Raw genomic sequence first — 21349 nt, forward strand, 5'->3', positions numbered from 1 at the left:
AGACCTGATTACCATGGCTCTACTGCAAATCGCCGAACCCGGCCAAAGCCCTCAACCGCACCAGCGTCGCCTGGCGGTCGGGATTGACCTGGGCACCACCAATTCCCTGGTTGCTGCCTTGCGCAGCGGCCTGTCCGAACCGCTGCCCGACGCCGATGGGCAGGTGATCCTGCCGTCTGCCGTGCGTTATCACGCCGACCGCACTGAAGTGGGCGAATCGGCCAAGCTCGCCGCGTCCGCAGACCCCTTGAACACGGTGTTGTCGGTCAAGCGCTTGATGGGTCGTGGGTTGTCCGACGTCAAGCAATTGGGTGACCAACTGCCGTACCGCTTTGTCGGCGGCGAGTCCCATATGCCGTTCATTGACACTGTCCAGGGGCCCAAGAGCCCGGTGGAAGTGTCGGCCGATATCCTCAAGGTGCTGCGCCAGCGTGCGGAAAACACCCTGGGTGGTGAGCTGGTAGGGGCGGTTATCACCGTTCCGGCGTATTTCGATGATGCCCAGCGTCAAGCCACCAAGGATGCGGCGAAACTTGCCGGCCTGAACGTGCTGCGCTTGCTCAACGAGCCGACTGCGGCGGCTGTGGCCTACGGCCTCGATCAGCACGCTGAAGGCCTGGTCGCTATTTATGATCTGGGCGGCGGTACCTTCGATATTTCGATCCTGCGCCTGACCGGCGGTGTGTTTGAAGTGCTCGCGACCGGCGGCGACAGCGCTCTGGGTGGCGATGATTTCGATCACGCCATCGCTGGCTGGATCATCAGCAGTGCCGGCTTGTCGGCCGACCTGGACCCAGGCGCGCAGCGCAACCTGCTGCAAACTGCCTGTGCGGCCAAAGAGGCGCTGACTGACGCTGCTTCTGTTGACGTTTGCTACGGTAACTGGTCGGCGCCACTGACTCGCGAAGCCGTTGATGCGCTGATCGAGCCGATGGTCGCCCGCAGCCTCAAAGCCTGCCGTCGTGCTGTGCGTGATTCCGGTATCGAGTTGGAGGACGTTGGCGCAGTGGTCATGGTAGGCGGTTCCACCCGCGTGCCGCGCGTGCGTGAAGCGGTAGCCGAAGCCTTTGGGCGCCAACCACTGACCGAAATCGACCCGGATCAAGTCGTCGCCATCGGCGCTGCCATCCAGGCCGATACCCTGGCTGGTAACAAACGTGATGGCGGCGAATTGCTTTTGCTCGACGTGATCCCGTTGTCCCTGGGTCTGGAAACCATGGGCGGCCTGATGGAGAAGGTGATCCCGCGCAACACCACCATTCCCGTTGCTCGCGCTCAGGATTTCACTACCTACAAAGATGGCCAGACGGCCATGATGATTCATGTGCTGCAAGGCGAGCGTGAGCTGATCAGCGACTGCCGCTCCCTGGCGCGTTTTGAATTGCGTGGCATCCCGGCCATGGTGGCGGGCGCGGCGAAGATTCGCGTGACATTCCAGGTCGATGCCGATGGCCTGCTCAGTGTCGCTGCGCGCGAACTGGCGTCTGGCGTTGAAGCCAGCATCCAGGTCAAGCCGTCCTACGGCCTCACCGATGGCGAAATCGCCAAGATGCTCAAGGATTCGTTCCAGTATGCCGGTGACGACAAGGTCGCCCGCGTATTGCGCGAGCAGCAAGTGGATGCCCAGCGCCTGCTCGAAGCGGTGCAGGGCGCCCTTGAAGCCGACGGCGAGCGCTTGCTGGATGCCGAAGAACGCATGGTCATTGACCTGCAGATGCAGGAACTGGCCGAACTGATGAAAGGCAACGATGGTTACGCCATCGAGCAACAGACCAAGCGCCTGTCGCAAGTGACTGATGCCTTTGCCGCCCGCCGTATGGATCAGACGGTTAAAGCCGCGCTGGCGGGCCGCAACCTGAATGAAATTGAGGAATAACTGATGCCGCAGGTCACTTTTCTACCGCACGCCGAACATTGCCCTGAGGGCATGGTCGTGGAGGCTGAGACCGGCAAGTCCCTGCTCGACGTCGCCCATGACAACCACATCGAGATCGAAAGTGCCTGTGGCGGCGTCAATGCCTGCACCACCTGTCACTGCATCATTCGTAAAGGTTTCGACAGCCTAAATGAGGCTGACGACCTGGAAGAAGACTATCTTGATCGGGCGTGGGGCCTGGAGCCGACGTCGCGCCTGAGTTGTCAGGCGAAAGTGGGGACTGAAGACCTCACCGTCGAAATCCCGAAATATTCGCTCAACCATGCAGCCGAAGCGCCGCATTGATTCAAGGAAATGTCATGAGCCTGAAATGGGTTGATGTACAAGAAATCGCTATACAACTTGCTGAAGCTCATCCTGAGGTCAATCCTCTTACCGTGAACTTCGTCAAGCTGCGCGACCTCGTAATGGCACTGCCGGATTTCGACGACATCCCTGACCGGGGTGGCGAAAAGGTCCTTGAGGCGATTCAAGGCCTGTGGATCGAAGAAGCAGACTGAGCCGCCTTTTTACGCAGTTAGGCAATACCCAATAACCCGCGTATAATTCGCGGGTTTAATTTTTCGTAAATTACCGTTTCTGGAGTTACACCATGGCTGTTCAACGTACTTTCTCCATCATCAAGCCTGACGCTGTTGCAAAAAACGTCATCGGCGAGATCACCACTCGTTTCGAAAAAGCCGGCCTGAAGGTTGTAGCTTCGAAACTCAAGCAACTGTCCAAGGCTGAAGCTGAAGGCTTCTACGCTGAGCACAGCGCTCGTGGCTTCTTCGGCGACCTGGTTGCCTTCATGATCTCCGGTCCTGTTGTTGTCCAGGTTCTGGAAGGCGAAAACGCTATCGCTCTGAACCGTGAGCTGATGGGCGCTACCAACCCTAAAGAAGCTGCTGCTGGCACCATCCGTGCTGACTTCGCTGAATCCATCGACGCCAACGCTGTTCACGGCTCGGACTCCGAAGCTGCTGCTGCTCGCGAAATCTCGTACTTTTTCGCTGCTACTGAAGTAACCGCTCGCTAAGCATCGGCTTAAAGAGTGAGGGTGAATCCATGACTACATCGACTGTTAAAACCAACCTGCTGGGTCTGACTCAGCCGGAAATGGAGAAATTCTTCGACTCAATCGGGGAGAAGCGTTTCCGTGCCGGTCAGGTAATGAAGTGGATTCACCACTTTGGCGTCGACGATTTCGACGCCATGACGAACGTCAGCAAGGCCCTGCGCGACAAGCTCAAGGCCATTGCCGAGGTGCGTGGTCCCGAAGTGGTCAGCGAGGACATTTCCAGCGACGGTACCCGCAAGTGGGTAGTGCGCGTGGCGTCCGGTAGCTGTGTCGAGACCGTGTACATTCCTCAGGGCAAACGTGGCACTTTGTGCGTTTCGTCCCAGGCGGGCTGTGCCCTGGACTGCAGTTTCTGCTCCACCGGCAAGCAAGGCTTCAATAGCAACCTCACCGCCGCCGAAGTCATCGGCCAGGTGTGGATTGCCAACAAATCCTTTGGCAGCGTCCCGGCGACCGTCGACCGTGCCATCACCAACGTGGTGATGATGGGCATGGGTGAGCCGCTGCTGAACTTCGACAACGTGATTGCGGCCATGCACCTGATGATGGACGACCTGGGCTACGGCATCTCCAAGCGCCGTGTGACCCTGTCGACCTCCGGCGTGGTACCGATGATCGATGAGCTGGCCAAGCACATTGACGTCTCCCTCGCGTTGTCGCTGCACGCACCTAATGACGCATTGCGTAACCAATTGGTGCCGATCAACAAGAAATATCCGCTTAAGATGCTGCTCGAATCGTGCCAGCGTTATATGGCGACCCTGGGTGAGAAGCGTGTGCTGACCATTGAGTACACCATGCTCAAGGACGTCAACGACAAGCTGGAGCACGCGGTCGAGATGATCGAATTGCTCAAGGACACCCCGTGCAAGATCAACTTGATCCCGTTCAACCCGTTTCCTCATTCTGGCTACGAGCGGCCGAGCAACAACGCCATCCGTCGTTTTCAGGATCAACTGCACCAGGCCGGCTATAACGTCACTGTGCGAACCACTCGTGGTGAAGACATCGATGCCGCGTGTGGCCAATTGGTAGGGCAGGTGATGGACCGCACCCGCCGCAGTGAACGTTATATCGCCGTGCGCGAACTTAACGCCGCTGAAGATTTGCCGCAAATCGCTGTAAATCGAATCTGAGAGAGGATCTCTATGCCCTTGCGCCTTGCGCTGCTTTTACTGTTTACCGGCCTCGTGGCCGGTTGCGTTTCATCGGGTCATGACAGCCCGTTGCGCACTGATAAAGGCCGTGATGAGGCGCGAGTTGCCTATGTGCAACTGGGTTTGGGGTATCTGCGCCAAGGCATGAGCGAGCAGGCCAAGGTGCCGTTGAAAAAGGCCCTTGAGCTGGACGCCGATGATGCCGATGCCAACGCCGCGCTGGCTTTGGTGTTTCAGGCTCAGGCCGAGCCCGAGCTGGCCGACCGCTATTTCCACAAGGCCCTGGCCTCCCGCCCTGCCGATCCGCGGCTGCTGAACAACTACGGCAGTTTCCTGTTCGAGCAGCAACGGTACGACCTGGCGTCACGTTATTTTCAGCAAGCCGCCGCCGATACCCTATACCCGCAGCGTTCGCGGGTGTTCGAGAACCTCGGTGTGACCTCGATGCGCCTCGGTCAGCGCGACAGCGCTCGCCAGCAGTTGGAAAAAGCCCTGCACCTGAACAGTCGCCAGCCACGGGCATTGCTCGAAATGGCTGAGTTGTCTTACGAAGACAGGCATTATGTGCCAGCACGTGACTATTACGAGCGTTTTAGCCTGCTCAGCGGGCAAAATGCACGTAGTCTATTGCTCGGTGTGCGCCTGGCGACGGTTCATGAAGAACACGACACGGCCGCACGTTTTGGCCAGCAACTCGAACGACTCTATCCCGGTACGCCGGAATATCAGCAATACCTGTCGGAGCAATGATGAAAGCCGCGCACCCGGAAGATGTAGCAGCTAATCGCGTCAACCCAGGCGAAACCTTGCGCCAGGCCCGCGAAAGCAATGGTTGGTCGCTGGCTGAAGTGGCCCTCAAGCTCAATTTGACCAGTACCTCGTTGGCCAATCTGGAAGCCGGCGCGTTCGACAAGCTGCCTGGGCACACTTTTGCCCGCGGCTATATCCGCGCTTATGCAAAATTGCTGGGTATCGACCAGGCCGTGCTGGTCCAGGAGTTCGACCAGTTCACCGGCACCGATGCCCAGGGCAGTAATGTCCATGGGTTGGGGCGCATCGAAGAGCCTACGCGCGTTTCCCATACCATTTTGCGGATTGTCAGCCTGTTGTTGCTGATTGCCGTGGTCGGCGGCGGTTTTGTCTGGTGGCAAGACCAGACCTCCCAGCGCAACAAAGACCTGACCAGCAACGCCATGGAACATGTCGAAGTCGAAAGCGCCGACGGCACCACCCAGATTCACCCCCTGGACGAGCCGGAAGACCAGGCCGTGGTAGAGGGGCAAGCTGCGCCGCAAGCGCCGGCCACTGCCGAACAACCCGCGCCAGACGCCGGCACGGCCCCTGCTGCGGTACCGGCTCCGGCTGTTCCGACCGCTCCGGCAGCACCTGTGGCCCAGGCTCCGGCGGTTCCGACGCCTGCACCTGCGACCCCTGCGCCAGCCGCACCCGCAGCGCCGGCGATGTCGCCTCCCACCACTCCGGCGTTGATCGCCGGTGACGGGCGCGTACAAATTACCTTCATCGCTGACTGCTGGACGCAAGTTACCGATGGCAACGGCAAAGTGCTGTTCAGCGGTTTGAAGCGTAAGGGCGATACGCTTGACCAGGGCGGCAAGCCTCCTTTGACGCTGCGTCTGGGCTTCGCCCGTGGCGCGCAAGTGGCCTACAACGGCCAGCCTGTAGACGTGGCGCCGTTCACCAGTGGCGAGACTGCTCGCCTCAAGTTGGGACAATAGTCATGCACGGCGAATCTCCAATCAAACGTCGCGTATCGCGCAAGATCTGGGTCGGCTCGGTGCCGGTGGGTGGCGACGCCCCCATTGCAGTGCAGAGCATGACCAACAGTGACACCAACGATGTGGCTGCCACCGTTGCCCAGATTAATCGTCTGGAAGCGGCTGGCGTGGATATCGTACGGGTGTCCGTTCCGGACATGGACGCAGCCGAGGCCTTTGGTCGTATCAAGCAGTTGGTCAAGGTCCCACTGGTTGCCGATATTCACTTCGACTACAAGATCGCGTTGCGCGTGGCCGAACTGGGTGTGGACTGCCTGCGTATCAACCCCGGCAACATCGGGCGTGAAGACCGCGTGCGTGCCGTAGTGGACGCTGCCCGTGATCGCGGTATTCCGATCCGCATCGGCGTCAACGCCGGCTCCCTGGAAAAAGACCTGCAAAAGAAATACGGCGAGCCCACTCCGGCGGCGCTGGTTGAGTCGGCGCTGCGCCACGTTGAACACCTTGAACGCCTGAACTTCCAGGACTTCAAGGTCAGCGTAAAGGCCTCGGACGTGTTCATGGCCGTAGAAGCCTATCGCCTGCTGGCCAAGGAAATCGTGCAACCGCTGCACCTGGGTATCACTGAAGCGGGCGGTTTGCGCTCAGGCACAGTGAAATCTGCTGTGGGTCTCGGTATGCTGCTCGCCGAAGGGATTGGCGATACTATCCGCATCTCCCTGGCGGCAGACCCCGTAGAGGAAGTGAAGGTCGGCTACGACATTCTCAAGTCCCTGCGTTTGCGTTCCCGTGGTATCAACTTCATCGCCTGCCCGAGCTGCTCGCGGCAGAACTTCGACGTGGTGAAAACCATGAACGACCTGGAGTTGCGCCTGGAAGACCTGCTGGTGCCGCTGGATGTCGCAGTGATCGGTTGTGTGGTCAACGGGCCGGGTGAGGCCAAAGAGGCCCACGTGGGCCTGACGGGTGGCACACCGAACCTGATTTACATCGACGGCAAACCGTCGCAGAAGCTAACGAATGACAATCTGGTGGATGAGCTGGAAAAGCTGATCCGCGAGAAAGCGGCCGAGAAGGTCGCCGCTGACGCAGCGCTGATCGCTCGCGGCTGATTGAACGAATTTAAGGATCTGATGTGAGCAAGTCTCTGCAAGCCATTCGTGGCATGAACGACATCCTGCCGGAGCAGACGCCACTGTGGCGCTACTTCGAAAGCACTGTCGCGCGCCTGCTGGATAACTACGGTTACAAGCAGATCCGCATGCCGATCGTCGAGTTCACCGAGCTGTTCAAGCGCTCCATCGGTGAAGTGACCGACATCGTCGAAAAAGAGATGTACACCTTTGAAGACCGTAACGGCGACTCCCTGACCCTGCGCCCGGAAGGCACTGCCGCGTGCGTTCGCGCCGTACTGGAACATGGCATCACCGGTGGTGGCCAGACCCAGAAGCTGTGGTACATCGGCCCGATGTTCCGCCACGAGCGCCCGCAGAAAGGCCGTTACCGCCAGTTCCACCAGATCGGTTGCGAAGTGTTCAACTTGGACGGCCCGGACATCGACGCCGAGCTGATCGTGCTGACCTGGCGCCTGTGGGGCCAACTGGGCATCCGCGATGCGGTCAAGCTTGAACTCAACAGCCTGGGCACCAGCGAGTCCCGGGGTCGCTATCGCGAAGCCCTGGTCGAGTACCTGTCGGCCCACCTGGACAAGCTGGACGAAGACAGCCAACGCCGTCTGAAAACCAACCCGTTGCGCGTCCTGGATACCAAGAACGCCGACACCCAGGCCGTGCTGGTCGATGCGCCGAAAATGGCTGATTACCTGGACGACGAGTCCCGGGTGCATTTCGAGGGCCTCAAGGCGCGTCTGGATGCAGCCGGTATTCCCTACGTGATCAACCCCAAGCTGGTGCGTGGCCTCGACTACTACAGCAAGACCGTGTTCGAGTGGGTCACCGACAAGCTCGGCGCCCAGGGCACTGTGTGTGCCGGTGGTCGCTACGACGGCCTGGTCGAGCAAATGGGCGGCAAGCCGACCACGGGCGTAGGCTTTGCCATGGGCATCGAGCGGCTGATCCTGCTGCTGGAAACCCTGGAGCAGGTCCCGGAAGAAATTTCCCGTCAGGTGGACGTGTACCTGTGCGCCTTCGGCGAGGCTGCCGAACTGGCGGCCCTGGCCTTGAGCGAAAAAGTACGTGACCAACTGCCCAACCTGCGCCTGCAGATCAATGCCGGCGCTGGTAGCTTCAAGAGCCAGTTCAAGAAGGCCGACAAGAGCGGTGCGCTTTACGCACTGATCCTCGGCGATGACGAGCTAGCCCAGCAAGTGGTAGGTTTCAAACCCCTGCGTGGCCAGGGTGAACAACAGAACATTGCCTTTGATGCGCTCGCTGCGCACTTGGCCACCTGCGTCGTGCAGGGTTGAAGCTGTCGAACAGCCGAATTTAGCGATTAAGGAGTATTGGGGTGTCGAGTACTGATGATGAGCAACTGGCCGAGTTCAAGGACTGGTGGCAGCGTAACGGCAAGCCCCTGGTCACTGGCGGCCTGCTGGCTTTAGTGGTGGTGTTCGGCTGGCAAGCCTGGACCAAGTATCAGGCCAACCAATCCCAGGGCGCTTCGATCGTTTATCAGCAATTGCTGGAAACTACCCTGACGCCGGACGGCAAGCCTGACCCTGCGCAGGTGGCAGACCTGGCCGGCAAGCTGAAAAACGAATTCGGCGGTAGCACCTACGCCCAATACGGCAGCCTGTTCGTCGCTAAAGTCGCGGTCGATACCGGCAAGCTGGATGACGCCGCCACCGAGCTGAAGGCCATTGCCGACAAGCCGACCAACCCGACCCTGGGTGAAATCGCACGTCAGCGCCTGGCACAGGTATTGGCGGCGCAGAACAAGGCTGACGAAGCACTCAAACTGCTCGACGGCGATGCTGACAAGGCATTCGTGGCCACTCGCGAAGAGCTCAAGGGCGACCTGTTGGTCCAATTGGGTCGTACCGACGAAGCCCATGCTGCGTACCAAAAAGCCAAGGCGGCGCTGTCTGATGAAGCGGCGGTCGGTGGCTTACAAATCAAGCTCGACGACTTGGCCAAAGGGGATGCGTGACGTGATCCGTTGGAAACATGCAGCATTGCTGGCTCTGGCCGTTTTGGCCGCGGGTTGCAGCAGCAACAGCAAAAAAGAACTGCCTCCTGCCGAGCTGACCAGCTTCAAGGAAGAAGTGGTCCTGCAAAAACAATGGAGCCAATCCATTGGTGATGGGCAGGGCGACCTCTACAACCTGTTGCAGCCGGCGATTGACGGCGACAACATCGTGGCTACTGATTCCACTGGCGTTGTGGTTGCCATGGATCGCATGAACGGCGACGTCAAGTGGAAGAAAGACCTCGAACTGCCGGTTTCCGGCGGTGTGGGCGTCGGCTACGGCATGGTGCTGATCGGTACCCTCAAGGGTGACGTGGTCGCGCTGGACTCCAGCACCGGTGAAGAGAAGTGGCGCGCTCGCGTGACCAGTGAAGTGCTCTCGGCGCCGGCTACCAACGGCGATATCGTCGTGGTGCAAACCCAGGACGACCGCGTGATCGGCCTGGATGCCTCCACCGGGGACCAACGCTGGTTGTACGACAGCACCCCTGCGGTGTTGACCCTGCGCGGTACCAGTGGTCCGATTGTGACCAGCAACCTGGCCGTTGCTGGCCTGTCGACCGGTAAAGTGGTTGCCTTGAATACCCAGAACGGCGTGCCGGCCTGGGAAACTCGTGTGGCCATCCCGCAAGGTCGCTCCGAACTGGATCGCGTGGTAGACATCGACGGCGGCTTGCTGCTGTCGGGTGAAACCCTCTACGTCGCCACCTACCAGGGGCGTGTTGCCGCGCTGGACCTGCAAAGCGGTCGCATCAACTGGCAGCGTGATGCCTCCAGCTATGCGGGTGTCGCCCAAGGGTTTGGCAGCGTCTACGTGAGCCTGGCATCCGGCACCGTTGAAAGTGTGGATGAGCGTTCCACCACTGCACTGTGGAGCAATGACTCCCTGGCTCGCCGTCAACTGTCGGCACCGGAAGTCTTCTCCAGCTACGTCGCGGTCGGTGACTTTGAAGGCTACCTGCACCTGCTGAGCCAGGTGGATGGTCGTTTTGTCGGTCGCCAGCGTATCGACAGCGACGGCCTGCGTGCGCGTCCGCTGGTGGTGGGTAACATGCTTTATGTGTATGGCAACGGCGGCAAGCTGGAAGCCCTGACCATCAAGTAAAGGTTTGACTATGCTTGGGGTAACCCCCAGGCGGCCCTGCTTCAATACCGGTTGCTGTAGGAGCGAGCTTGCTCGCGAAGGACGTCAACGATAACGCGGGTTTTCTGCATAAACGCGTCGTTCTCGGTTTTTTCGCGAGCAAGCTCGCTCCTACAGTGGCGGGGGCAGAAGCAGGGCATGTGGCATGTTAAATGCCGCCCCGAGCACCAGCCGCTGCCCTGCAGCGGCTTTTGTATTTTCTGAAATAACGAAGTGGAGAGCCGCATGGTTCCCGTAATCGCCCTGGTGGGCCGACCTAACGTCGGCAAGTCCACCTTGTTCAACCGCCTGACCAGGACTCGCGACGCCATTGTCGGCGACTTGTCCGGTCTGACCCGTGATCGCCAATACGGTGAGGCAAAGTGGCAAGGGCGCTCCTACATTATTGTCGACACCGGTGGTATCTCCGGTGACGAGCATGGCATGGACGAAAAGATGGCCGAGCAGTCGTTGCTCGCTATCGAAGAAGCCGATGTGGTGCTGTTCCTGGTGGACGCCCGTGCGGGCTATACCGCCGCTGACCAGATGATTGGCGAGCACCTGCGCAAGCGCAACAAGCGTTCCTATCTGGTCGCCAACAAGATCGACAACATCGATCCTGAGGCCGCCCGTGCCGAATTCAGCCCGATGGGCCTGGGCGATGCGATTCCGGTCGCCGGTGCTCACGGCCGCGGCATCACCCAGATGCTGGAAATCGCCCTGCGCGACTTCCCAAAGGATGATGTCGAGGAAGAAGAGGGCGAGGAAGAGATCGTCGCTGAAGGCGAGGAAGCCAAGCGCATTCCTGGCCCGAGCGAAAAAGACGGTATCAAGATCGCTATCATCGGCCGCCCGAACGTCGGCAAGTCGACCCTGGTCAACCGTATGCTCGGTGAAGACCGCGTTATCGTCTACGACCAACCCGGTACCACTCGCGACAGCATCTACATCCCGTTCGAACGCAACGAGGAAAAGTACACGCTGATCGACACCGCCGGTGTGCGCAAGCGCGGCAAGATCCACGAAGAAGTTGAAAAGTTCTCGGTGGTCAAAACCCTGCAGGCGATCAAAGACGCCAACGTGGTGATCTTCGTGATGGACGCCCGCGAAGGCGTGGTGGACCACGACCTCAACTTGCTGGGCTTTGCCCTGGAAGCCGGTCGTGCCCTGGTCATCGCGATCAACAAGTGGGACGGCATGACGCCGAGCGAGCGCGATTTCGTCAAGATCGAGCTGCAGCGTCGGTTGTTCTTCGTCGAGTTCGCCGATATCCACTTTATCTCGGCACTGCACGGCACCGGCGTGGGCAACCTCTACGCGTCCGTACAGAACTCGTTCAAGTCTGCGGTCACCCGCTGGCCGACCAACCGTCTCACCCAGATCCTTGAAGACGCGGTGGGCGAGCACGCACCACCGATGGTCAACAACCGCCGGATCAAACTGCGTTACGCCCACTTGGGTGGTGCCAACCCGCCGATTATCGTGATCCACGGTAACCAGATCGAGAAGGTGCCCAAGTCCTATGTGCGTTACCTGGAAAACACCTACCGCCGTGTCTTGAAACTGGTCGGTACGCCGATCCGTATCGAGTTCAAGGGTGGCGAGAACCCATACGAAGGCAACAAGAACACGCTGACTGACCGTCAGGTGAACAAGAAGCGTCGTTTGATGACTCACCACAAGAAGGCCGACAAGAAGCGCCGTGATAAAAAATAACGGCAGTTTCGAGTTGTAAGCTACAAGCTGCAAGAGAGGGCTCCTTTGGAGCCTTTTTTGTGCCTGACGGTTTGCCCCTTGACCTGCTTGCAGCTTGCAGCTTAAAACTTGCAGCTCACCCGAAGGGGGCTCCCATGATCACCAGTAAGCTGCCAAACGTCGGCACGACCATTTTCACCACCATGTCGCAACTCGCCGCCGAAACCGGCGCGCTCAATCTGTCCCAGGGTTTTCCCGATTTCAATGGTCCGCAGGGTTTGCTCGATGCAGTGGGTAAGCACATCGCCCTCGGTCATAACCAGTACGCCCCCATGACAGGCCTGCCGGTGCTGCGTCAGCAAGTGGCGGCCAAGATCGCCCGCAGCTATGGCGTCACGGTGAATGCCGACACTGAAGTGACCATCACGCCAGGCGCCACCGAGGCGATTTTTTGCGCCATTCAGGCGGTGATTCGCAGCGGTGATGAAGTCATCGTGTTCGACCCCAGCTATGACAGCTACGAGCCTTCGGTTGAACTGGCCGGTGGCCGCTGCGTGCATGTGCAACTGAGCCTGCAAGGCTTCGCCCTGGACTTCGAGAAACTCAAGGCTGCGCTTTCACCGCGTACGCGCATGATCATCCTCAATAGCCCGCACAACCCCACCGGTGCATTGATCAGCCGTGTCGAGCTGGACCAGTTGGCCGAACTGATCCGCGACCGCGATATCTACCTGGTCAGCGATGAGGTCTACGAGCACCTGGTATTCGACGGTGTGCCCCACGTCAGCGTATTGGCCCATCAGGAACTGTATCAGCGCGCATTCGTGGTCAGCTCATTCGGCAAGACCTATCACGTCACAGGCTGGAAGACCGGCTACGTGGTCGCGCCACCGGCCCTCAGCGCCGAACTGCGCAAGGTGCATCAATATGTCAACTTCTGCGGCGTCACCCCTTTGCAGTACGCTTTGGCGGACTTCATGGCCGAACACCCGGAACATGTCGAAGAACTGCCGGCCTTCTATCAGGCCAAGCGGGACCTTTTCTGCGACCTGTTGGCGCCATCGCGCTTGAGCTTTACCCGGGTGACCGGCACTTACTTCCAACTGGTGGATTACTCGCAGATACGCCCAGACCTGGATGACGTCGCCATGTCCCTGTGGATGACCCGCGAACATGGCGTGGCGACCATTCCGGTTTCGGTGTTCTACCAGCACCCACCCCAAGGCCAGCGCCTGGTGCGCCTGTGCTTTGCCAAACGCGAGGAGACGTTGCGACAAGCGGCGGAAAAACTATGCGTGATCTGAGTGTACTGCCCAATCTGAACATTGCCTTGGTGCAGACGAGCCTGGCCTGGCATGACCGGCATGCCAATTTCGAACACTTCGAGTTGCTGCTGGAGCAGGCCAAAGGCGCCGACTTGATCGTGCTGCCAGAGATGTTCACCACCGGTTTTTCGATGGAATCAGAAGCTCTCGCCGAGCCGGAAAACGGCCCCACCCATCATTGGCTCCAGGCCCAGGCGGCAAAGTATCAGGCCGTGATTACCGGCAGTGTGATCATCCAGGCCGCCGATGGCAGCCACCGCAACCGTCTGCTGTGGGCGCGGCCGGATGGTGAGGTGTTGCATTACGACAAGCGCCACCTGTTCCGCATGGCCGGTGAACATGACCATTACACCCCAGGTGAACGTCAGGTGCAGTTCGAGTTGAAGGGTTGGCGCATTCGCCCGCTGATCTGCTATGACCTGCGCTTCCCGGTGTGGAGCCGCGACGCCCAGGATACGGACCTGCTGCTGTACACCGCCAACTGGCCGGGCGCTCGGCGTCAGCATTGGAATCGGCTGTTGCCGGCGCGGGCCATTGAGAACCTGTGTTACGTGGCGGCGGTGAACCGGGTGGGCACCGACGGCAAGGGGTTTGCCTACACCGGCGATAGCCAGGTGTTGGATTTCCAGGGTGAAACCTTGCTGAGTGCAGGGGAAGCGGACGGGGTGTTCCAGGTGATCCTGGATGCGGCGGAGCTGGCGGCTTACCGTACACGATTCCCGGCGAATCTGGATGCCGATAGCTTTCAGTTAGTCTAAGGCTCTTAGATTGTTCCCACGCTCTGCGTGGGAACGCCTCTTGGGACGCTCTGCGTACCGCTTCTAAGGGCGGACGCAGAGCGTCCAGGGCTGCATTCCCACGCAGAGCGTGGGAACGATCAGGCCCCTGGATTCTCACCCAGGGGCCTTTTGCATTACGGCAATACTTACGCCGCTTTGGCTTCCAACTGGCTCAACGAACGGTTCAGCGCACTGAACAGCGCTTTGAAGCTGGCGGTAGTGATGTTTTCATCGATCCCCACACCATGCACCGGGCGTTCGCCGTTCACGCGCAGTTCAATATAGGCCGCCGCCTTGGCATTGGTACCCGCACCAATCGCGTGCTCGTTGTAGTCCATGATCTCCACGCCAATCGGCAGGCCGGCCACCAAGGCTTCCAGCGCACCGTTGCCTTTGCCTTTCCAGTGCAGGTTGGTTTCGCCCTGACCCTTGCCGGAAACTTCGACCTCGACAAAGCTGTTGCCGTTTTCTTCCTGCAAGCGATGGCTGACCAACGCATACGGCGTGTTGGCTTGCAGGTATTCACGCTGCAGCAAGGCGTAGATCTGTGGCGCGGTCATCTCCAGGCCCACGCGGTCGGTTTCGGCCTGCACCACCTGGCTGAACTCGATCTGCATGCGACGCGGCAAGCTGATGTCGTATTCCTGCTCCAGCAGGTAGGCGATACCGCCTTTGCCCGACTGGCTGTTCACGCGGATCACCGCCTCGTAGCTGCGGCCAATATCGGCTGGGTCGATCGGCAAGTACGGCACTTCCCACAGCGCATCGTCTTTCTGCTGGGAGAAACCTTTGCGGATCGCGTCCTGGTGGGAACCGGAGAATGCGGTATGCACCAGGTCGCCGACATACGGGTGACGTGGGTGCACCTGGATCTGGTTGCATTCCTCGACCACTTTGCGCACGCCGTCAATGTCCGAGAAGTCCAACTGCGGGTCCAGGCCCTGGGTGTACATGTTCAGTGCCACGGTGACCAAGTCGACGTTACCGGTGCGCTCGCCGTTGCCAAACAGGCAGCCTTCCACACGGTCGGCGCCGGCCATCAGGCCCAACTCGGTGGCCGCCACGCCAGTGCCACGGTCGTTGTGGGTGTGCAGGCTGATAATCACGCTGTCGCGACGGTTGATATGGCGACCGAACCACTCGATCTGGTCGGCATAGATATTCGGCGTGGCGCACTCGACGGTGGCTGGCAGGTTGAGGATCATCTTGTGCTCAGGCGTCGGGTTCCACACCTCGATCACCGCGTCGCAGACTTCCTTGGCGAACTCCAGCTCAGTGGCGCTGAAGGTCTCTGGGGAATATTCGAAGGTCCACTGGGTTTCCGGCTGCTGGGCGGCGTATTTGACGAACAGCTTGGCGGCGTTGACCGCGATGGCCTTGATGCCGTCCTTGTCCTGGTTGAATACGATGCGGCGGAACGACGGCGAGGTGGCATTGTACAAGTGCACAATGGCTTTCTTGGCGCCGCGCAGGGATTCGAAGGTGCGTGCGATCAAGTCTTCACGGCCCTGGGTCAGCACCTGGATGGTGGTGTCCTCGGGGATGTGGTTGTCTTCGATCAGGGTGCGCACGAAGTCGAAGTCGGTTTGCGACGCGGCCGGGAACGAGGCTTCGATTTCCTTCACGCCAACGGCCACCAGGGTCTTCCAGAAGCGCAGCTTTTTCACCGCGTCCATCGGCTCGATCAGCGACTGGTTGCCATCACGCAGGTCGGAGCTGCACCAGATAGGCGCTTGGGTGATGGTTTTCGACGGCCAGGTACGGTCCGGAATGTCGATGGTGGGGAACGCGCGGTACTTCGAAGACGGGTCTTTGAGCATGCTCATCGGGAAATCCTTGGTTGTAGGGGCCGAGAAAAGGCGGCCTGCCGTGGAACTGTTATTGGGGATAAAACTGAGGGCGAGGCAGATCGATTCAGCCTGGCAGTCGTGCGCTGACAAGGCACAGGCTGCGGTGCTGGCGGAGCTGAATGAGGGTGTGAGAGGTTTTCATAAGCCCAACCCTAACCGTGGCCAAGTGAGATGGCAAGGTGGTCAGGAAAAATTGATAGATTTTCTGTATAAAACAAGCTTTATGAATATTTATTGCTAATAGTGTCTTGTTTTCTTCACATTGTTGCGCTGCTGTAGGTGGTGGCGCAATTTTGGTGATGAGGTTTTCCCGTGGCGCCGCATGCGGCAGTGAAGGGCTCACCATCGCGCAAACAACGCACGACGGTGATTACTCAAATCACTTTATGGAAGATCTGATAATCCCCTGCCGTAAAGCTATCCGTGACGTTGGCCCCGGGATCCCTTGGTATTGACGGGCCGCTGATGGCAACACTCTTGTTGAATGCTTTGTCCGGGTAAACGCCTATGCCCACCCCTCCAGTGAGTTCCGCCAGACCTGGAACGTTTCGGGCTGTGTTCATATGGGCCCGGCCTACCAAGGCGAGTACTTTTTCGCCCGGCTTGCGTGTTTCCAAGATACGGGTCGCGAAGTAATTGAATTCTTGCAGGCGCGTAATGCCGTTGTCGTTGTCCCCAACGTACTTGTAGAAATCGGGCATATCCGATCGGCGGGTCAAGTAGTGGTGCTCGAGGGATTTGACGGTGATTCCATTGTCACTGGCAAGTTGAACCAGTTCCGAGAGCGTGGGAGACGCGCCTTGAGGACGGTGGCCACCCATGCCCACATCCATGAGCTGGCCCGCGGCATTGGTTTCGACACCTTCAATATAAAACGTGGTAACTCCCGACTCTTTGAGGGCCTGCATATTCTCTTTGAGCATCTGGAAACTGGCGATTTCGTTATGGCGCTCGCCCAGTACCACCACATCAGTGATTTCGTAGGCCTTACGCAACAGGTCGGCCGGCGAGGTGCCGGGTGCGAGCTCCAGCCGGGACGGGCGCGGCGGCATCTGGCCTTGAGTGAGCATGTTCTTGTAGAAGTTATACAAATCCCGCCTGAACCAATACCTGGCCAGTGGCAGGGTTTTCGGGGTGAAGTCTGCTTCGACCAGCCGCCCTCTGTTGAGGCTGAAATACTCGGCGTCTGGTAACGCTGGTCGGGCAGGGGCCTCGGCGCCTGTCGTCGAAGCTCCCGGTGTCGGCGTGGGGGCTCCACCGGGCAGTTGATTCAGGCGCCATTCACCGTTGCCCGCATGTTGTACAGAGGCGACGATTCTGCTGCTTTTGGGCGCAGTTGCTGGGACGTTCGGGTCGATGATATTGACCCAGCCACTGCGAGCGTGAAAGGCTGAATCGATCTGATAAACCCTGCTCACGCGGGTACTGTCGGTAAATCGGATGAACCACTCGTCGCCAACGTTATAGGTACCGTCACTCCTTAGCGTCCGGCCGTTGATCATATCGCCAGGCCTGGCGTACGCACTCAAGTCGCGCTCGGGAATGACGGCGTCGTTGGGCGTGCGTGAGCCGGCGATAGTGTTGCCGGTGCTGGCTAAAGGTCGTGCCGGCACTGGGCTGACGGGCGCAGGCAGTGCTCTTGGCCCTGGGCGCGGGGTAATCGCGCCTGTCGCCGTCGACGACTTGAATACCGGGCGTAGGGGGGCCGCGCGAACATTGGAGATACCCGCGGCAGACAGGGTGAAATCACTGTAGATCGCCCGTCCCAGGCCGGGTCTTTTGATCAGGTGCGGCAACACTCTGCTGTTGGCGCGCAGTGCGCTGATGCCGGCTTTGCCCAGACGAAAACCCGCAGACACGCCTTTGCCAGCCACCGGTATCAGGTCGGTAAAGATCAATGCCACTTCAATGCCGAACTCGATTTTGTTCTTGAGCGATTGCCGTGCGACCTCCGCACTGCTTACGGACTGGTGGTCCGCTCGGTCGATCGCCATCTGTACGTGTTGCTTGTACAGATGGTCTTGGAAATCACCTTTTATGGGCTCAAGGCGAGTGGCGCCTCCCAGCAGCTTGATCGACGAGACCGCCAGCTCGGGTGACATCAATTTCGTTGGGCTGTACGCAGCTTCTTTAAGCGCTCCCTTGAACTGATCGACCTCATCTTTACTGACGGGTGATTTTCTTTGCGCGATATAGGTTGCCCACTCTTTTTTCTCCAGGAGGGTGTCGAGGGCCTTGTGGTCCGCGACTTCGCGATAAGTAATGCCGTCGGGAGCCTTGGGGGTGTACAGCACCAGCGATGGATCTGTCTGGTTGCCGATCACCATCACGCCCTGCACCGCTAGCCCCCTGTGGAGCAGGCTGTTGGCGACGATGGTTTTCCCATCGACTTGAGGGCGGGTGGCCGGGTCGGGGTGAGTCAGTACCGCATCCGCCCACTGCGCCGCGCGTTTATGGATGTTGTCGCTGGCCAGTTCCGTATAGGCGTCGGGGCTGAGTTCTGCCAGAAACGCCTCTTTGTCCATCGCGTCTGCCAGATGAGCTTTCCACGCTGTGCGCAAGTGCACAGCGCTCCCCGATTGGGCATCTGGGGCCATTTCCTGTTTGAGCAGTTTGGTGTATTCGCCACCGACATCGGCGGTATTGACCAGTGCCTTGAGATCGTCGGTATCCAGGGTAACCGGCTTGCCGCTCAGGTCTCGTACGGGCTTGCCGTGCTTGTCGCGCAGAGGCAAGGTCATTTTCTCATCGGTGTATACACCTCTTTCGACGGCAGGGAAGCCACTGGGATTCTTCAGCGCCAAGTCGGTCAGGGACACCGCGTCTTGTTTCGAATAGAGGGGTTGGCCAGTCCCTCTGCCGCCGTGGATGGCGGTGCGGGTGTGGACCTGCACCATGAGTTGATCCGCATCGATTTCTGCTGCCGGGTATCGCTGTTTGATGGCTGCATTCAGGCGGTCACGGGCGAAGGTGTTCAGCGCCGGGATTTTTTCAAGCAGGGGCGTCAGCGCATCCAGGCTCCGTTCCTGCGCCTTGTCCAAGTGCAAAAACAAGGCTTCTTGAAAGGGGCTTAGATTCTTCAACCATTCGGGTTGGAGTTTGTCGGTCAGTTTGGCGTCCCGGGCCAGCATGGCGTTGGTGCCATCGGTGAGGTACGACCAGTCGGCCGCATTATCGATACCTTCCAATGTGGCGCTGTCGAGAAGGGGGTTGACGGTTTTGCCTGGCGCCAATGCTGTGCTCAGGTGGGTATTAATGTCTGCCCGCTGGCGTTTGAGCATCCAGGGGATGGATTGCGCCAACACATCCCCGGCCGATGGCTCGACACTGGACATCAGATCTTTTCCGGTAATAGGGTCGGGCCTGTTTTGCAGAGCCGGGGGCAGGCCTTGCAGCAGCAACTTGGCCTCGACACCTCCCTGGTCCAGGCGGCTGGCCAAAGCCTGGCGCGCCTGGGCCGGCGTTGCGAATTCCTCGAAACCTTCGCTGGGCGTGTACATCACGACGGGGCCATTGTCATCGTTGAGCGCAAGTGCGCGCCCATTCGGCCAGGTGGGCGGCGTAGCATAGGAGCCGTCTTTTCGGGTGATGAGAAAGGCCCCTGGCAGCATCGCGCCATGTTCCGTTTGGTCATCCACAGTAACGGGGTACACCCCTAAGCGATCACCGTCGGTGAAGCGTTTTTCCCGGTCTTGCAGGGTGGGGTAGCGCAACGCGGAGTCGATCAGGTCTTTGCCGGTCGCGCTCAGGGTGCCATCGCTCAGGCGCAGTGAGGCGAGGATCGACAGCTGTTTTTTGTGCAGGAACAACAGTTGCTCTTGCGGCGGCATCTGGAGCGTCGGCTGATTTTCCACCGGCCGCGGTGTGCTCCAGTATTCTTCAAGCGCCTGCGGGTATTGCGTGGCAATGCTGCGAGCAATGGATTGCAGCGTGCCTTCGGTAAAGGCCGGTACCGCCATGTCGGCAATGGTTCGTCGATAAGTGAATTCAGTGCTTATGCCTCGCTCCGGGCGCATCAACGCATTCGGGTTGGCCTGGATGTCGCGGATCATCCTGGCCAGTGCAGCCATCAGGGGCTCTGAAGAGGCCAGTGATTCGCGTCCATCGCCCACTCTGTAGCGATTGAAACTGAGCATGTCCGGATTCAGCGGCCTGATCGCGGGGAAGGCCTCCTCAAGTTGCGACTGTACAAAGGCCTTGAAGCCGGGTTGCTGGCTATGCAGGCGTTGCTTGTCTTCAGTCAGCATCGCGTGTTCAGCGGTGAACTGTGTTTCATTGCTGGGTTTGAAATGCTTCACCAACTGCGGGTATCGCATTTTCGCCGGGGTAATACCTGACGAGGCGGGAGTAGGCGGGTCATCGGGGGCGTAATTGGCGGCGGCGGGCAAGGGGACTGATGCAGGTTGTTGCAGAGTTGCGGGTCGTGTAGGCGGGCTGGTCGGGGGGGTACCGGGTGAGGCGTGAGATGAGGTCAGGAGGTTTTGCGAATGTCGCTCTGACAGTGCTGGGGTAAGTGACATGGAAAGAGTCTCATGGGAATTGGATCTCCAATGCTCAGGTCCTGCTCATTACGTCCGTGTAAATCGCTGGTTGAGTGAGTCTCGGGTGTCGGATGGTTCATCGCAAAAGTGTAAGAAGATCACAATGCATTGCAGCGATCCTCCGACAGATCAGGCACCAGCGCAGGAAATCACTGACGCCCCTCACGGCCACGGTATTCAGGGTTGAAACGCGCCGATAAAAATCGCCGGATCTACCCGTGCATCGTTCAGGCTGACGTTCCAGTGCATATGCGGCCCGGTGGCCCGGCCTGTCGAGCCGACTTTGCCGATTACCGCACCGCGCACCAGTGGCTGACCCACCTTCACATCGATCTTCGACATATGGCAGAACATGCTGATAAAGCCCTGGCCATGGTCGACAAACACGGTATTGCCGTTGAAGAAGTAATTGCCGACCAGAATCACCTTGCTATTGGCGGGTGTCTTGATCGGTGTGCCGGCCGGTACGGCGAAATCCAGGCCCGAATGCGGGTTGCGTTCTTCACCGTTGAAGAAGCGGCGCACGCCGAATTTGCTCGAAAGCGGCCCGTTCACCGGTTTATCCAGCACCAGGTTGCTAGGCAGGTTCGGGCTGAAGCTGCGGTAAGCCTTGAGCTGCACTGCCAGTTCGCCTTCGATGCGCTTGAGCTGGGCCGGGTCAGGGTTGACCTGGCTCTTGTTCTTCAAAGTGATGCGCTGTTCCGGATACTTCTTGTAACCGACGATAAACGGCAGGTTGCGCCCACCGCTGCTGATGCGCTCGTTGCCAGGCTTGACCGTTAACGGGATACCGACAATCGCCAGCCAGTTGTCCTGCTCCTTGACCACCAGCACCGGCTTGCCCTGGTAGGTGGCTTTCGGCGCCGTGGCCGAAGGGCCCAGTTCGACGACGGCCACGCCGCCTGGCACCGGTTTGTTAAGGGTTCGCGTGATGTAACTGTCGGCGTGGGCGTGAAATGTGAGGCACAACAGCATCAACAGGCTCAGTAGGCGTGGCATC

At 59.3% G+C, this 21349-nt stretch carries 18 protein-coding genes; 15 read left to right on the forward strand and 3 right to left on the reverse strand.

Going from position 1 to position 21349, the window contains the following annotated elements:
- The first annotated feature begins 13 nt into the window (after positions 1-13).
- From hscA to JFT58_RS18275, 14 genes are all read left to right on the forward strand, one after another.
- Positions 14-1876, forward strand: a complete 1863-nt coding sequence (gene hscA / locus JFT58_RS18210) for a Fe-S protein assembly chaperone HscA (protein WP_054897813.1) — start codon at positions 14-16, stop codon at positions 1874-1876.
- A gap of 3 nt (positions 1877-1879) precedes the next feature.
- Complete coding sequence (gene fdx / locus JFT58_RS18215) at positions 1880-2221, forward strand: ISC system 2Fe-2S type ferredoxin (protein WP_032895388.1); 342 nt, start codon at positions 1880-1882, stop codon at positions 2219-2221.
- 14 nt (positions 2222-2235) lie between these two features.
- The gene (gene iscX / locus JFT58_RS18220) at positions 2236-2436 is read left to right on the forward strand and encodes a Fe-S cluster assembly protein IscX (RefSeq protein WP_034128025.1); all 201 of its coding nucleotides are present in this window, start codon (positions 2236-2238) and stop codon (positions 2434-2436) included.
- Between the two features lie 92 nt (positions 2437-2528).
- Positions 2529-2954 (forward strand): nucleoside-diphosphate kinase, encoded by a 426-nt coding sequence (gene ndk, locus JFT58_RS18225; RefSeq protein WP_003175956.1) that lies wholly within the window; start codon positions 2529-2531, stop codon positions 2952-2954.
- A 29-nt stretch (positions 2955-2983) separates the two neighbouring features.
- Positions 2984-4132, forward strand: a complete 1149-nt coding sequence (rlmN, locus tag JFT58_RS18230; protein WP_003194014.1) for a 23S rRNA (adenine(2503)-C(2))-methyltransferase RlmN — start codon at positions 2984-2986, stop codon at positions 4130-4132.
- 12 nt (positions 4133-4144) lie between these two features.
- Positions 4145-4903, forward strand: a complete 759-nt coding sequence (pilW, locus tag JFT58_RS18235; RefSeq protein WP_034128024.1) for a type IV pilus biogenesis/stability protein PilW — start codon at positions 4145-4147, stop codon at positions 4901-4903.
- Positions 4903-5889, forward strand: a complete 987-nt coding sequence (locus JFT58_RS18240; protein ID WP_034128023.1) for a RodZ domain-containing protein — start codon at positions 4903-4905, stop codon at positions 5887-5889. The genes pilW and JFT58_RS18240 overlap by 1 nt, the downstream gene beginning before the upstream one ends.
- 2 nt (positions 5890-5891) lie before the next feature.
- The gene (gene ispG / locus JFT58_RS18245) at positions 5892-7001 is read left to right on the forward strand and encodes a flavodoxin-dependent (E)-4-hydroxy-3-methylbut-2-enyl-diphosphate synthase (RefSeq protein WP_003175952.1); all 1110 of its coding nucleotides are present in this window, start codon (positions 5892-5894) and stop codon (positions 6999-7001) included.
- Between the two features lie 23 nt (positions 7002-7024).
- A complete protein-coding gene (gene hisS, locus JFT58_RS18250) occupies positions 7025-8314 on the forward strand; it encodes a histidine--tRNA ligase (protein WP_034128022.1) in 1290 nt (429 codons plus the stop codon).
- Between the two features lie 41 nt (positions 8315-8355).
- Complete coding sequence (locus JFT58_RS18255) at positions 8356-8997, forward strand: YfgM family protein (RefSeq protein ID WP_003194010.1); 642 nt, start codon at positions 8356-8358, stop codon at positions 8995-8997.
- Entirely contained in the window at positions 8990-10141 is a 1152-nt protein-coding gene (gene bamB, locus JFT58_RS18260) for an outer membrane protein assembly factor BamB (protein ID WP_054897812.1), read from the forward strand. The genes JFT58_RS18255 and bamB overlap by 8 nt, the downstream gene beginning before the upstream one ends.
- Before the next feature lie 264 nt (positions 10142-10405).
- A complete protein-coding gene (gene der / locus JFT58_RS18265) occupies positions 10406-11875 on the forward strand; it encodes a ribosome biogenesis GTPase Der (protein WP_016977675.1) in 1470 nt (489 codons plus the stop codon).
- Positions 11876-12009: 134 nt separating this feature from the next.
- Positions 12010-13158, forward strand: coding sequence for a pyridoxal phosphate-dependent aminotransferase (locus tag JFT58_RS18270; RefSeq protein WP_054897811.1), 1149 nt, complete (start codon positions 12010-12012; stop codon positions 13156-13158).
- Positions 13146-13937, forward strand: a complete 792-nt coding sequence (locus tag JFT58_RS18275; protein WP_054897810.1) for an amidohydrolase — start codon at positions 13146-13148, stop codon at positions 13935-13937. Before JFT58_RS18270 ends, JFT58_RS18275 begins: the two co-directional genes overlap by 13 nt.
- Before the next feature lie 167 nt (positions 13938-14104).
- On the opposite strand, the gene leuA is transcribed toward JFT58_RS18275, so the two are convergent.
- Positions 14105-15784 carry a 2-isopropylmalate synthase gene (gene leuA / locus JFT58_RS18280; protein WP_014719812.1) on the reverse strand — a complete coding sequence of 560 codons (1680 nt, stop codon included), beginning with the start codon at positions 15782-15784 and terminating at the stop codon, positions 14105-14107.
- A gap of 43 nt (positions 15785-15827) precedes the next feature.
- Here leuA and JFT58_RS30355 point away from each other — a divergent pair, with 43 nt between their 5' ends.
- Complete coding sequence (locus JFT58_RS30355; RefSeq protein ID WP_229999534.1) at positions 15828-16049, forward strand: hypothetical protein; 222 nt, start codon at positions 15828-15830, stop codon at positions 16047-16049.
- A 133-nt stretch (positions 16050-16182) separates the two neighbouring features.
- Here JFT58_RS30355 and JFT58_RS18290 read toward each other — a convergent pair whose 3' ends face one another.
- Positions 16183-20196 (reverse strand): membrane-targeted effector domain-containing toxin, encoded by a 4014-nt coding sequence (locus JFT58_RS18290; protein WP_178111265.1) that lies wholly within the window; start codon positions 20194-20196, stop codon positions 16183-16185.
- A 330-nt stretch (positions 20197-20526) separates the two neighbouring features.
- Positions 20527-21348, reverse strand: coding sequence for a M23 family metallopeptidase (locus JFT58_RS18295; RefSeq protein WP_198834487.1), 822 nt, complete (start codon positions 21346-21348; stop codon positions 20527-20529).
- Between the last annotated feature and the right edge of the window lies 1 nt (position 21349).

It is taken from the genome of Pseudomonas sp. MF6767, assembly GCF_016405475.1.
Taxonomy (GTDB): Bacteria; Pseudomonadota; Gammaproteobacteria; order Pseudomonadales; family Pseudomonadaceae; genus Aquipseudomonas; species Aquipseudomonas paracarnis.

Excerpts from the sequence above, each read along its gene's own strand:
- hscA (WP_054897813.1), top strand. The coding sequence starts at position 14 with ATGGCTCTACTGCAAATCGCCGAACCCGGCCAAAGCCCTCAACCGCAC.
- fdx (WP_032895388.1), top strand. The coding sequence starts at position 1,880 with ATGCCGCAGGTCACTTTTCTACCGCACGCCGAACATTGCCCTGAGGGC.
- iscX (WP_034128025.1), top strand. The coding sequence starts at position 2,236 with ATGAGCCTGAAATGGGTTGATGTACAAGAAATCGCTATACAACTTGCT.
- ndk (WP_003175956.1), top strand. The coding sequence starts at position 2,529 with ATGGCTGTTCAACGTACTTTCTCCATCATCAAGCCTGACGCTGTTGCA.
- rlmN (WP_003194014.1), top strand. The coding sequence starts at position 2,984 with ATGACTACATCGACTGTTAAAACCAACCTGCTGGGTCTGACTCAGCCG.
- pilW (WP_034128024.1), top strand. The coding sequence starts at position 4,145 with ATGCCCTTGCGCCTTGCGCTGCTTTTACTGTTTACCGGCCTCGTGGCC.
- JFT58_RS18240 (WP_034128023.1), top strand. The coding sequence starts at position 4,903 with ATGAAAGCCGCGCACCCGGAAGATGTAGCAGCTAATCGCGTCAACCCA.
- ispG (WP_003175952.1), top strand. The coding sequence starts at position 5,892 with ATGCACGGCGAATCTCCAATCAAACGTCGCGTATCGCGCAAGATCTGG.
- bamB (WP_054897812.1), top strand. The coding sequence starts at position 8,990 with ATGCGTGACGTGATCCGTTGGAAACATGCAGCATTGCTGGCTCTGGCC.
- der (WP_016977675.1), top strand. The coding sequence starts at position 10,406 with ATGGTTCCCGTAATCGCCCTGGTGGGCCGACCTAACGTCGGCAAGTCC.
- JFT58_RS18270 (WP_054897811.1), top strand. The coding sequence starts at position 12,010 with ATGATCACCAGTAAGCTGCCAAACGTCGGCACGACCATTTTCACCACC.
- JFT58_RS18275 (WP_054897810.1), top strand. The coding sequence starts at position 13,146 with ATGCGTGATCTGAGTGTACTGCCCAATCTGAACATTGCCTTGGTGCAG.
- leuA (WP_014719812.1), bottom strand. The coding sequence starts at position 15,784 with ATGAGCATGCTCAAAGACCCGTCTTCGAAGTACCGCGCGTTCCCCACC.
- JFT58_RS18295 (WP_198834487.1), bottom strand. The coding sequence starts at position 21,348 with ATGCCACGCCTACTGAGCCTGTTGATGCTGTTGTGCCTCACATTTCAC.